The organism is uncultured Fibrobacter sp., assembly GCF_946062555.1.
In the GTDB taxonomy this organism is placed as follows: domain Bacteria; phylum Fibrobacterota; class Fibrobacteria; order Fibrobacterales; family Fibrobacteraceae; genus Fibrobacter.
In genome coordinates this window covers 42,748-55,371 of record NZ_CAMGVQ010000021.1, presented here as the reverse complement: position 1 = coordinate 55,371, position 12,624 = coordinate 42,748, and the positions used below count along the sequence as shown (strand labels likewise).

Sequence of the window (12,624 nt, the reverse complement as noted above, 5' to 3'; positions counted from 1 at the left end):
TGAGGGGTGAAACCGTCTCGGATCCTATCGCTGCGCTCCAGGGTGACGTGAGGGGTGAGCGTCGCTTTGACGCGGGGTAAAAAAATTGCTGAACTAAAAAGTCCAGCAAAATCAGAAAAACTATTAACCTTGGAAAAACCCGTTGCAGTTGCGCAGTGGATTGCGCAGGTCTCGCAGCTCTGGGGCTTCGACATTGCAAGATTTTTGTTCATCTTCCTGTCTAATTCGCTCAAGGTTTAAACTTGCGCAAATATAGACAAATATTGTAAATCTTTCAATGTCTTATACTAAAATATGTAAAAAAAACAGTCGTTACGGTTCCACTCCGTCCGTCAGGACGTCATCCGTGTTTTCGACCTTGCAATTCACGGATTCCGGATCCTTGGTGCATTCGTCGTCATCGGAGCCGCTGCTGGAGCTACCACAACCGATTGCCGCCATTACAAAAGCGGAAAGGCAAAGCATTCCCAAAAACTTACGAATCATATCATCCCTCTCTAATTAGTTGACATTCAACACATTACAGTACAATATAGTAAAAGGCGAGAGCTGCGGCAAAGCACGACACAACATATCAGTTCTAAGTTCTGAAATAAATAAAAAACACCCGGGAGAATTCCCAGGTGCAAGCAAATCGCTTAAAAACCAATTACTTCTTGATCTTGGTCTTCTTAGCGGTTTCCTTGAGGCCAGCGCCGACCTTGAAGGAAACAGTCTTGGAAGCCTTGATCTTGATCTTTTCACCGGTAAGCGGGTTGCGGCCTTCGCGAGCAGCACGTTCCTTAACAGAGAAAGTACCGAAACCGATCAACTGAACGAGGCCGTCCTTCTTGATACCGGCGGTGATACCGTCGAGCACAGCGTCAACTGCGCGAGCAGCAGCGGCCTTGGATTCAATGCCAGCTTCCTTGTTGGCGAGGATGGCTTCGATGAGATCTTGCTTATTCATTTTTTACTCCTTGAGTAGGTTAAGAATTTTATGATGATATTATACTTTTTTTTGTGCGTCGTGGCACATTTTTTTTGAAAATTTTTTGAAAAACCCTATAAAATCAGGCCTCAGGCGGTGGTTCGACATCCGACTCCACGATAGCATCCGCTTTCTTCTGAATTTTTTCAATATAAACGAGGCACAGGCAAGTAAAGGGAATCGCGACAATCAGGCCCAAAAATCCGAGGAGTTTGCCCCAAATAGAAAGGGACAGGAGTATGCCCACCGGAGGCAAATTCATGGACGACCCCACAATTTTGGGCACCAGGATCATATCCTGAATCAGTTGCACCACCAGATAAATCACCAGAACAATGATGGCCACCTCCCAAAACGGCATCCCCTTTTCCAAAGCGTAGACCACCGCCAACAGCAACGCCAACGGAATCGTCGTGAGCTGCAAGTAAGGGATCATATTCAGGGCGCCCGAGAAAAGGCCAAAGGCAACCCCCATAGGCAGTCCGATGACGCCGAAGCCGATTGCATACAAAATACCTACCGAAAGAGCCACAAACGACTGCGCACGGAAATAACTGCCCATGAAACGGTCCATTTCCATCGCGAACTCCGAAGCACCCTGCTTATACCTTGTCGGGAACAGATTCTTGACCCCCTTACGAAGTTTCGGCATATCAAGCATAATGAACACGAGATACATAAAGATGAGGCCCACGCCCGACAGCCACATTACCAAGCTGGAAGTCTTCGTCACCACGCCCCAGGCACTCGGCAGGACCTTCCCCGCCACGGACTGTGCCGCATTCCAGAAATCAAGGCTCTGCATCGCCACCGCGACCTTGTCCCAAGAAATCAGGGACCTGAATTCCCGCCACAAGTCCTGTGGAACAAAGGCTGAAAGACGTTCCATCCAAGTCGAATCACTGAACAATTTCTGGATAAGCACCCCTAAATGCCGAATTTCTCCAACCACCATCGGAATAAAAATCCACATTGCCCCGCCGATTACCAGCACCATCATCGAAATAACAATTGCCACGGCGACGACACGGTACTTTACTTTATTTTGAATTTTACATACAAGCGGATCAAAGATATAGGCCATCAAAAAAGCCGCAAAAAACGGCGCGAGTACCGCGCTCAGGTAATTCAGTATCCAAAGCAGGATACCAAGTCCCGTCGCCATAAAAAGGAGCCGCATGACACGGTCAATCGTCCAAATACGTTTAATCATTTTTGATTCCTATAGTCTAAGGGCTTTACTCCGTAGATTCGGACAAAGTCTTTTTCAAATGACGACGGGCTTCCCGCCCCGACCGCAATCGCAATTTCGGCCACCGAGCGGTCCGACTCCCTCAAAAGTTTTGCCGCCGAGGCCATACGGGACTTCAGGTTCTCCTCTTTTTCCACCCGTTTTTTCACGGACCGTTCCGAGCCGCGAACGGCTAGAGCGACTACACCCGCATACACAGCGGCAATTACCGCCAAAGCGACATACATCAGCGCCTTGAACGTCCGGTTTTCGCCCCACAACTTTATAGAGCGTACCGTAATTTCGTCCGGGATGCCAAGCATCGTTCCTTCGCCATTCGTAATTTCAAACAACATTCCGCGGTTCATGTAACGCAGGCCATCATCCTTTTCGAGCCCCTGCATGGCAAACCACCATTCGGGAACCTTGAAGTCCAGCATCGACACGGCAACCCCGTTCTTGCGGACCTGCACCTGGGAAATCATCGGTCGGTAACTCCGGTAATCGTTTTTCTGGCTATAGACGGGATCGTCGTTTAAAATCTTGACTCCAATTTTTCTCATGCGATCCGTTTCCGCATCGATGATCAAGGAATCATAATCCGAAAAATCAAAATATCCTGATGCCGGGCGATTGTGGATCGAAAGCAAGTTCACACCCATGCCAGCATAGGGATACGCCATACCGGACCGGATATTGACACGGGCCGAAATCACAGAATCCGACTGAGAAAGTTCCACCGTCGAAAAACCGCCGACGGTAGAATCCGTCACCGGATAGACCTGGTAGGTTCCGCCCGGGAACAACACTTGTTCCGTAGACCTGAAAGTGACAAACAAGGCTACCCATAACGCAATCAAAACGACAAGCGCCGCAGAGGCTAGGACGATTCTTTTCATGCGTCAGATTCCGTCTTCTGGGTTTCGTTTTCTTTGTTGTAGGAATGAGTCCGACCGATAGCCACAATCATAAGGCCGAGCATAATGAACATCACGACGCCAAACGAAAAATTACTGAGACCCTTGACTGCAATTTCATGGACTTTCAGCGAGAATTTCTTTCCGCGAGGATGATTCCAACCGGGAGCGATTTCTACGCGGGCCACCGTTTCTTGATGACGGTCGACCAAGGAGGAATCCACATGTTCGTCGTTGAACCAGAATTCCGGCGTGTAGAACTGTTCCATCGGAATCGAGATTCTCTGGCGACCGGCCACAAGCGGGATTTCCTTCATCAACAGACGGAAGGTTCGTGCCTTCAAGGTATCCGTGACATCCGGATCATACGTCCATATTTTCATAAGGACCTCATCGGTTCCTTCGGCGTACAGGTCTAGGATGACGGAATCGACAAATGTCCAGTCGCGATATCGTTCTTCGCCATTTTCGCGCAGGTCTATCACAAAGCCACACCAGGCAGACTGACCTTCTTCGCCCCCCAGGGTACAGCTGAACGAAAGCGAGGAGTCCGCCTGCGTAAAAGCCACCTGGGAAGAACCACTGTCGTAGGTGTCGTCGTACGCAACGACAGACGCATCCCCATGCAACGGAAACACCGAATCGATAAAGTAACGACTCGGCATCGCAAAATAGCCAATAATTACCGCGACTGCGATTGCGATGATTGTAATATAGGTTTTAGTCATTTGAAGTTTCGGGTTCCAAAATAGGCTTGAGATGAAGACTGTACTGCACCAAGTCCAACGGATCTTCGTCAGGCATCTTCTCGCCAAAGAGTCGGTCTACCAGGGCATCGAGCAAGCGGATAAAGAAGAAATGATGCTTACCCTCTTTTGCCGGTTGCTGGAACGGGTGTTCCAGGGTACGCTTCAGAAGTTGAATCGTCATGGAAGGCGGCATGTGGAACATCTTGCAGCAGTTCGTCACCTTGCCGTCGTAACCGTAGTCCGGGAGTTTGCCCGCGACAAGAGGTTCTCCGTGGTCAATGCAGCATAGATTATCGCAAACCGGGTCTTGCACGTTCTTGGCTAGCAGGGCCTTGAGCCAAAGTTCGCGAGACTTGTCGGTCAAATCGCTGCGGAAGGCCATGGTCTGGTCGCAAGGGAAAAACGTAGAAAAGCACTTGGGGCAAATACGCAAGTCCAGATGCTGGAACTTGATCTGCGCCACCTCCGATTTGCAATAAGGGCAAGTATTCATGTTGGGGAATATAGTATTTTAGTTGATAGAACTTAGTTGGTAGAACTTAGAAAAAAGCACATTATCTTGGTTCTAAGTTCTAAGCTCTAAGTTCTAAGTTCTATATTTAGCGTATGGCTAAAGTAGTTCAAATTACCGCTGAAAATTTCGAAACCGAGGTCGCTCAGGCCTCTGAAACCCGCGCCGTAGCAGTGCTTTTCTCTTCTGCAGAGTACCCCGACTGCGCACCGTATTCCCAACTGTTGGGATCTCTTTCAACCAGCATGGACTTTACGCTCGGTGTCGTGAGCTGCGACGAACGCGAAAACATGCAGCTAATCCAGGCATTCCGCGTGCGCTCGGTACCCGAAGTTCACATTGTCGACAAGGGCCAGATTGCAGACGTCATCCAGGGCGTTCTCCCCGAAGCAGACCTCAAGAAGCGTCTTGAAAAATTCTTCGTTTCGGACGAAGCACGTTTTCAAGCAGCCCTCGAAGACGCCATCGCCCAAAAGAATTTTGACCAGGCGCTCCCGATGCTCGACGAAGCGCTCGCCAAGACCCCCGACGACAAGAAGCTGCAGCTCTTGTGGGCCAAGGCAAGCCTCGGCATGGGCGACACCGAAAAGGCGAAGGAAGTTCTTGCCAAGTTCACCGAAGCCGACGACCAGTACCGCGAAGCAAAATCGCTGCTGGAACTTCTGGACTTCCACGCCGAAGCCGCCAAGAAAGACGTTCAAGGTAAAGAAGCAATCGTGTACCACGAAGCATGCAAGCTCGCCTGTAGCGAAGATTTCGAAAGTGCCTTGCAGGCGTTCCTGAACTTGTACGTAGAAGCTCCGGAATGGAACGACGGTGCCGCAAAGAAGGCGATGCTTACTTTGTTCGGAGTCTTGGGTCCGAAGCACGAACTCACGTGGAAATACCGCGCCAAACTCAACACGATGATGTTTATTTAGTGGCAGTGGGGTCGAGCCTTCGGCTCTCTGAGGCATGTGCAATGAGCAAAAAAACTCAAAGCGAAGCGACCTCACAGTGCTTTAGCACGACCTCACACCTCAAAGCGAAGCGGCCTCTATGAATCTTGACTTCAACCGCAGATTATCTATCGCCCCGATGCTCGACTGCACCGACCGTCACGAACGGTATTTTTTGCGGTTGCTTTCGAAGCACATCTTGTTGTACAGCGAAATGGTCACGACCAATGCGCTGCTGCATACCGATCCGGACCAGTTCCTGCGCCATCAGGAATTCGAATACCCCGCGGTGCTGCAACTGGGCGGCTCTAATCCCGCCGATTTGGCCAAGTGCAGCAAGATGGTCGAGGAATCCGGCTTTCAGGAAGTCAACCTGAATTGCGGCTGCCCTTCGGACCGAGTGCAGAATGGCAACTTCGGCGCGTGCCTCATGAAAGACAAGAACCTGGTCGCCGACTGCTTCAAGGCCATGCAAGACGCCGTGAGCATTCCCGTGTCTATCAAGTGCCGCATCGGTGTCGATGACTTTGACTCTTGGGAATTTTTCCGAGACTTTATCGGCACCATTGCAGACGCAGGCTGCCGCGTATTCATTGTCCACGCCCGCAAGGCATGGCTCAAGGGCCTAAGTCCCAAGGAAAACCGCGAAGTTCCACCGCTGCATTACGACTTTGTGCACCGCCTCAAGGCAGAAATGCCTCAGCTGAACATTTCGATTAATGGCGGCATCAAGACGCTTGACCAAGTGCAGGAACAGTTGCAGGATTTAGACGGCGTGATGGTGGGCCGCGAAGCTTACGAAAACCCGTGGTTCCTGCGCGACGCCGACGAAAGAATTTTCGGTGACACCAACGGCGACGAAATCCATCATGATTCTTCAAGGATTCCCTCCCCTCTTCGAGGGTCGAAAACGACTAGTCGCAAGGCTTTGCTCGAAGCCTACCTTCCTTATGTAGAAATGGAAGCTGCCCGCGGCACCCCTGCCACGATTCTGGTGCGCCACCTGTACGGACTTTTTAACGGCAAACCCGGCGCCCGCAAGTTCCGCCAGTACCTCGGCGAAAACGCCCCCAAAACAAACAATCCCGCGGATATGATCCGCAGGGCTATGGACTTGGTTACGGAACCTTAAGGTTCTTCATTAAAGCAGCGTAATGCTGTACGGAGCGAGAGCGCCTTCCACCGTTTCAACAGCCGAAGCCTTGCCGTCCTTGACAACAAAGACCTTTTCGGCACCGAAACTGCGGTCACCTACGTAAACAACGCCACCCTTCACAGCGAGGGAGCCTTCGGCATCGGCAATGCCTTCAACCGTGGAGGCCGTCTTTGCAGCAAGATCAATCTTGGCAAGAGGCACATCGCCATAGGACTTGTAAATGGCGGCATAGGCAATTCCGTGTTCGGCGGCAAAGGCATAAATACCACCACCAAGAGTCTTGCCAGACACGATCAGTTCAGATTTCTTTTCGGCAAGATTTACCTTTTCAATACCGCGTTCTTCATCGGCATCGGTGCCATAAGCGGCATTGTATTCGCCCTGGCTTGCCACATAAAGACTACCGTCAAAGAACGTCATGGCAGTGGGGTTTTTCTTCAGCAACTGCACAGTATCCTTCAGGTCACCAGTAGATGCATCGTAAATGGCAAGGAGGCCCTTAGGATAAGTCGTTGCCCAAGTAGCCGGATCCAGCGTGTAGCGCTGCATCAACACATAGAGCTTGCCGTCGTTAAGTTCAATGTCAGCTACATACGGAGAGGTTTCACCTTCGTAAGCAAAATCCGTTGTCTTGATGGACTTAGAAATCTTGCCGTCCTTGGTAGAAATCCTTACAAGGGAGTCTGCGTTCTGAAGAGCAACCCAGGCGTTTTCGCCACTGAAGGCAACGTCTGTCGGATTTGCGCCATCATCGAGCGGAATCTGCCAGACAACTGCTTTTTCAACCTTTTCTTCAAGTTCCTTGGGATTCAGTTTCGTAATATTGTCGGCTCCCATACGTTCAAGCACATACAAGTCAGAACCGTTTGCAATCACCTTGGAATCCTGGAAGAACGCAACGCTCTTTTCAGAAAGCTTTTTACCGTTGATTACCCAGCGGAGTTCGCCCGTTTTATAGTCAGAGCCAAAGACAGCTGCCGTAACGACATCTTCGGCAGAAGAACTGCTGACTTCCTCGGCAGAAGAAGAACTTTCTTCCTTGGCAACAGAGGAGCTGCTTTCGTCCTTCGCCACAGAACTGCTACATTCATCCTTTGCAACAGAGGAACTGCTTTCAGCCTTGACACTAGAGCTGCTAGCATCGTCGTTGGACGAAGAACTGAGTTCCGTGTCGTCGCCGGCGGCCAACGCCGAAGAGCTAGAATCGTCGCCGCAAGCCACGAGACCGAAAGCAAGGCTTGCCAAAGCAGCGCCCGCGATAAGTTTATTTTTCATCTGTTTCATTTTTTTTCCTTTTCTGGCTTTACGCATTTAGCGCGGGGGCTAGAACCCCTGTATGATTGTGAACTTGTATTCTCGCCCAGGCATAGGGAAGGGCGTATAGAAATTTCGATACTTTTCGTCGGTAATATTATCCACGGTAAAAGTCAATCGGGTCTTATCGAACAGAGAATACGCAAGGTTTGCCCGGTGCGTTGCCACGGCAGGCTGATCCATCTTATTCGCTCGATCGCTATAAATTACGCTTCGCCACTGCGAAGTCCACGTAAAATCAAAATGCAACGGCAAATGGATTGCCGCCTCGGCAAAATAGTCGCGTGCAGGCTCACCAGGAAGCATATTACCACGGTACGTATTAGAATTACTCCGGTCTTCTGTTTTTTGGAAGGTCGCTCGCAACAGCACATCCAGGAATTTTGAAGGACTGCTATTAAGTTCAATTTCCGCACCGCGCACAAGCGACCGAGCCACATTTTCGGCACGCAAGAGTTCCACCGAAATAACCCAACAAATTCCATCTTGTATATGCGACTCAAAATAAGCCGCTCGAAGCGTTGTGTGTTTCCCAGGGAATTTGTAAAGCCCTGCCACCTCAAATTTAGTGGCCTTTTCACGTTTGAGGTCCGGATTTGATAATGCACCGGGGAATGTTCCATAAAGCTCCATCAAGGCGGGCTGCTGGTAAAAACGTCCTATCGAAACTTCACCAGTCAAAGGCGATTCGGAAGCACCCAAGCGCGTATAAAGCCTTCCCGCAAAAGAGGCATCGCGACCTGCCGCATCTTCTAGTATATGCGATCCAGAAGGCTGCACAAAAACGCCATCATTCAATTCATCTTTCAAAAATTGAGCTGAGCCTTCGCCTCCCAAGCCTCCATACTTAAATATCTGGTAATACAAATCACCTGAGCCCATCAAAGTCCACCTATCCAGAGACCATTCCTTAGAATCGCCTCGCGCCTCGGCCCGTTCCCACTCCCCTGCAATACGAGCAGAGCCCTTCAAGCGTTCTACAGGCGTAAAATCAGCCGAAATCTCAGGAACAATTTTATAGGTAGCGGCGCCATATTCCATAAAGCGATTGTTGCCATAACCGATATGGTCTAACGGATAATAGGCACTCGACAAATTCTTGTCGAATCGCGCAGACAGTCCTCCATACAAGAAAAGTCTATCATCAAAGTAACTGTCTGATTCAAGACTATAACGAATGAGAGCCGACTCCCCTACAAACTTTGCCACTTTGGTTTGCTGTTCTTCTTTGCCTGGGTTGCCGCCCTCGTACCGGCTTGCCGTTACCGCAAGCGTTGAAAAATACCCGTTCCCGTGCAACATGCGGAACTGGACATTGCCAGACACATCGGTGTACTTGGCATTTTCTCGCGTTGCCGTATAGTCGTCTTCGTCGTTGTACTGCGTACCATTACGGTTCAGGTATTCATAGTCATTATCGCTATGGCGTGTCGCAAAAGACGAAGCAAACATAATGCTGTCGGCCACAGGAGCCGCCACCTGGAACGAGCCCTCCCACGTATTGTGGTTTCCGTAGGCCGCTAAAACTCGTCCGCCCTTTTTCACGGCATTTTTCGTGACAAAGTTAATGGCACCGCCAAGCCCCGACACGCCAAATTTCGCCGGGGCATTATTCTTGTAGACTTCGACTTTTTCCATTTGGTTCAAGTCGATGGAACCTAGATTCACTGCTCCACCACTAGCATCGTTCAGGGGAACTCCGTCGACACAGATCATGATATTGCGCGCCGCAATTCCTCGTATCGAGACCGTCTGAAAACTACCGAGTCCGCCCTGCCTGTACGACTGGATTCCAGGAAGCGTCGAAAGCAAGTCCGCAGCAGAAAGCGCCTTTCCTTCCCAGGCCGCAGCGGTAATTTCGGTGTAATTTGCATCATTCTTGAGGATTGCTTCGCCCTCGGTCAACACATCGGTCACGCCGAGGTCACGGACGGCCGTCGCATCATCAGCGGCGACCGACTTTGCAGAAACAACTGAAATATCCTCCGGAGCATTTTCCGAAGTTGCAGCCACGGCATTACCTGCGCCAATGGCTGCCCAACACCAAAGAACCGCAGTGTATGCGGCTTTGTAGAATGACGTCGTTCGCATCGTTCCTCAACATAACATTTCCCACAGTTCTTCTGGCTCGGGGATCAACCTACTTCCGGCTCCTTCACACATGTATTCCCTTTCGGTTTCCACGCATTGGCTTATGCCGGTTTCGTCCTCCCTTACAGCGGCGCGACCGCTCCCGGCTTTCACGGGATTCTCTCCTTGCCGCACCCAACTAGGCAACGGCAAGAGCTTTTCAGGGCACAGGAAATTTTGGCAACAAATATAGTAATAACGGACAACAATTTTTATATTTGAGCTCATGAGAGCTTTTCTTTTTTCCCTCATCGCATTTGCAGTACTTTTACACGCAGAAAACCAAGCGACCCCCGACTCCGCCAAAAACGCCAAGAGTAGCGGTCTTCTAGAAGCTCTATTTGCTGTCGAGCCCGACGAATCCATCGCCAAGGGACACATCCTCACTGGCGCCACGTTCTCGCTCATCCAGGGCAGTACCGACGACGACGCCCTGGACATCATCATCGGAGATATCTACAAGGCCGAAGGGTCCATGTTCTCAATCGAAGCATTCGGCGGCTACTTCATCCGCGATGCGCTCGCCATCGGTATCAGGGGAGGCTACTCCCACACCAAATTCGACATTGACTTCACCCTGCTCGAAGACCTCGGCGACCTCAAGCAGCACCGTCAATATGTCAGCAACGGATTTTTCTTGCAACCTTTCGTCAAGAACTACCTGAAGGTTCTTGATTCCAGAACCGTCTACCTATTCAATGAAACATCGGTTTCCTTCGGCTATTCGTACGGAATTTCGCAGACAGATGACGGCGAAGATCTCAACAAGACCCGTAGCAACACCTGGTCAATTCGAATCGGACTTGATCCGGGACTCTGCATCATGATCTTAAACGGAGTTGCCATCGAAACATCCGTCGGACTGCTCGGCTTTACGACGAGTGTCATTGACGTCGAAGAAAACAACGAGACCCACAGCGAAGTGATCTACAACATCGCAAACTTTTCCATCAACTTGCTAGCGCTTGACCTGTCGCTGGTCTACTTCTTCTAGGAGCTATCATGGGGATCAAGAAAACTATTTTAAAATGGGCCGCCATAGCGGGCATCCTAGCCACTACCGCTTCGTGCACCGCCGATATTGACACTTTCGGAACATCCGACTACAGAGTCCTCAACGAGATCTCGTTCGAGGAGCAGGACGGAAGGCCATCCATCAACGCTAACGAGCAACGCATCGCAGTCAAGCTCAGTTCAAATAAAGACTGTTCCTGGGATTCAGTCACCATTGACGACCTGAGCATCAGTTCCCTCGCCACATTCCACACGGTCTTAGATTCCATCGGTTCATTCCCCAAGGATTCGACCGTACTGGATTCTTTGGCACGCAAGGTCAGCTACGAAAGCAAAAAAATCAAGATAGGCTCCAAGATAGAAATTCCCGAAAACGACACTCTTTACATTGTCGTAGTCTCGGAAAGTGGCATTCCCGCCCTCTGGCAAATCGCCTTCTCGAAGCCCTCGGAATCATGCGACACCAAATCCGACAAGGATTCCGGCAAAGGAAATTCTTCTTCGGCAAAGAGCGAATCATCGGACAAGTCTTCGTCTTCGACAGGTAGTGATTCCCCCAAGAGTTCCTCCTCGGCATCATCTTCAGAATCGAGCAAGACTCCGGATTCCCCGGCATCCACAGCCTCGTCCTCAGAAAGTTCAGAAGAAACGCATATTCCTGCCGATGCCCCCAAGATTCTTTCGCTCAAGATAGCCTCCATGGAGGCCACCATCGACAGCGGCAAGATTCACATTCATCTGGACACGCTCCCCTTCCTCGCGGATCTTTCGAACCTGGAACTCACCGAACTGGAACTTTCTGAAGGCGCCACCTGCGAAAGCCACAAGATCGGCGAAACCTACGATTTCGGCGTCGGGCAGGAAATCGTCATCAAGAATTCCGACGGCGAACCTATCACCTACATCGTCAAGGCGGGCTATCAGATTCCGGGTTCAAGTTTCAACGACTGGAAAGGAGATGACGTTATTCCCGATTCCCTCTGGGGCAACGCAAACACACTCATCACGACCACAAAAAAATACACCTCCGGATCCATGACAGGCGCAAGTATCGCCACCACGGCTTTACTCGGCAAGACCGCAAGCGGAAGCCTGTACACCGCCGATTTCAACCCGAATAATGTCGGAACTCTTTCAATGGCAAGTTCCTCGACCTGGCCCGACGGCAACGAGCTCATCGATTTCGGCAAGCACTTCAACGCAAGACCTGAATACGCCGAAGTCAAGTTCTCCTACGACGGCAGCGGCGACAGTTGCGACATCTACATTCTCCTTGAAAGCCGCGATGGAGACAAGAACATCAACCGAGGTTCCGACGATATCAACAAGCTCGTCGCAAGCACCTGGTACCGTTCTACCACCGATGACAACACCGGCCGCGAAAACCCGGACGTCGTCAGCATTTCGGACAAGGACGAAAACGGCATGCGGACCCTGCGCCTCAAGTTCCGCTACGGCTCGCCACTCGAAAATTCCCCTATCGAAAATTCCTCCACTTTCGCCACCTCGCTACAGTCCTCGAATAAGTCAGCCATCGACAATTCGCTGATTCAAGGTGATGGGAATGAATCCGTCACCCATATCCGCGTCGTTTTCGCCTCGAGCGCCGACGGAAACCATTATAAGGGTGTGAAGAACGCGACTTTGATTATTGACGACCTGAAACTTATCTACTAGCACTTTCTATATTTACT

The 12,624-nt window shown here is 50.6% G+C and carries 13 protein-coding genes and 1 riboswitch; of the genes, 4 read left to right on the top strand and 9 right to left on the bottom strand.

Annotated features, from left to right (window positions below):
- The 7 genes from Q0P86_RS08245 to Q0P86_RS08215 form a co-directional block, all read right to left on the bottom strand.
- Nucleotides 1-212: hypothetical protein (locus Q0P86_RS08245; RefSeq protein WP_294113453.1), on the bottom strand; the 212-nt coding region annotated here is incomplete at its 3' end.
- A gap of 100 nt (nucleotides 213-312) precedes the next feature.
- Nucleotides 313-486, bottom strand: coding sequence for a hypothetical protein (locus Q0P86_RS08240; RefSeq protein WP_290993792.1), 174 nt, complete (start codon nucleotides 484-486; stop codon nucleotides 313-315).
- A 163-nt stretch (nucleotides 487-649) separates the two neighbouring features.
- Nucleotides 650-949, bottom strand: a complete 300-nt coding sequence (locus Q0P86_RS08235) for an HU family DNA-binding protein (RefSeq protein WP_072976487.1) — start codon at nucleotides 947-949, stop codon at nucleotides 650-652.
- Nucleotides 950-1,052: 103 nt separating this feature from the next.
- The gene (locus Q0P86_RS08230) at nucleotides 1,053-2,183 is read right to left on the bottom strand and encodes an AI-2E family transporter (RefSeq protein ID WP_290993789.1); all 1,131 of its coding nucleotides are present in this window, start codon (nucleotides 2,181-2,183) and stop codon (nucleotides 1,053-1,055) included.
- The gene (locus Q0P86_RS08225) at nucleotides 2,180-3,100 is read right to left on the bottom strand and encodes a helix-turn-helix domain-containing protein (RefSeq protein WP_291023749.1); all 921 of its coding nucleotides are present in this window, start codon (nucleotides 3,098-3,100) and stop codon (nucleotides 2,180-2,182) included. The genes Q0P86_RS08230 and Q0P86_RS08225 overlap by 4 nt, the downstream gene beginning before the upstream one ends.
- Entirely contained in the window at nucleotides 3,097-3,846 is a 750-nt protein-coding gene (locus Q0P86_RS08220; protein ID WP_290993785.1) for a hypothetical protein, read from the bottom strand. The genes Q0P86_RS08225 and Q0P86_RS08220 overlap by 4 nt, the downstream gene beginning before the upstream one ends.
- Nucleotides 3,839-4,360, bottom strand: coding sequence for a hypothetical protein (locus Q0P86_RS08215; protein ID WP_290993783.1), 522 nt, complete (start codon nucleotides 4,358-4,360; stop codon nucleotides 3,839-3,841). The genes Q0P86_RS08220 and Q0P86_RS08215 overlap by 8 nt, the downstream gene beginning before the upstream one ends.
- Nucleotides 4,361-4,473: 113 nt before the next feature.
- On the opposite strand from Q0P86_RS08215, the gene Q0P86_RS08210 reads away from it, so the two are divergent.
- Both Q0P86_RS08210 and dusA read left to right on the top strand, forming a co-directional pair.
- A complete protein-coding gene (locus Q0P86_RS08210; protein ID WP_290993781.1) occupies nucleotides 4,474-5,298 on the top strand; it encodes a tetratricopeptide repeat protein in 825 nt (274 codons plus the stop codon).
- Nucleotides 5,299-5,416: 118 nt separating this feature from the next.
- Nucleotides 5,417-6,448 carry a tRNA dihydrouridine(20/20a) synthase DusA gene (gene dusA, locus Q0P86_RS08205; protein ID WP_295038740.1) on the top strand — a complete coding sequence of 344 codons (1,032 nt, stop codon included), beginning with the start codon at nucleotides 5,417-5,419 and terminating at the stop codon, nucleotides 6,446-6,448.
- Between the two features lie 9 nt (nucleotides 6,449-6,457).
- Here the strand turns inward: dusA and Q0P86_RS08200 are convergent, their stop codons facing one another.
- Together Q0P86_RS08200 and Q0P86_RS08195 are read right to left on the bottom strand one after the other, a co-directional pair.
- Nucleotides 6,458-7,756 carry a hypothetical protein gene (locus Q0P86_RS08200; protein ID WP_295038738.1) on the bottom strand — a complete coding sequence of 433 codons (1,299 nt, stop codon included), beginning with the start codon at nucleotides 7,754-7,756 and terminating at the stop codon, nucleotides 6,458-6,460.
- Between the two features lie 39 nt (nucleotides 7,757-7,795).
- A complete protein-coding gene (locus Q0P86_RS08195) occupies nucleotides 7,796-9,877 on the bottom strand; it encodes a TonB-dependent receptor (RefSeq protein WP_295038736.1) in 2,082 nt (693 codons plus the stop codon).
- Between the two features lie 4 nt (nucleotides 9,878-9,881).
- A riboswitch (cobalamin riboswitch) is annotated at nucleotides 9,882-10,083 on the bottom strand.
- Between the two features lie 59 nt (nucleotides 10,084-10,142).
- Between Q0P86_RS08195 and Q0P86_RS08190 the strand changes: the two genes are divergently transcribed.
- Both Q0P86_RS08190 and Q0P86_RS08185 read left to right on the top strand, forming a co-directional pair.
- Nucleotides 10,143-10,910: a hypothetical protein gene (locus Q0P86_RS08190; RefSeq protein WP_290993773.1), complete on the top strand. Its 768-nt coding sequence runs from the start codon at nucleotides 10,143-10,145 to the stop codon at nucleotides 10,908-10,910.
- Between the two features lie 8 nt (nucleotides 10,911-10,918).
- Nucleotides 10,919-12,607, top strand: coding sequence for a PCMD domain-containing protein (locus Q0P86_RS08185; protein WP_295038733.1), 1,689 nt, complete (start codon nucleotides 10,919-10,921; stop codon nucleotides 12,605-12,607).
- Nucleotides 12,608-12,624 lie beyond the last annotated feature (17 nt).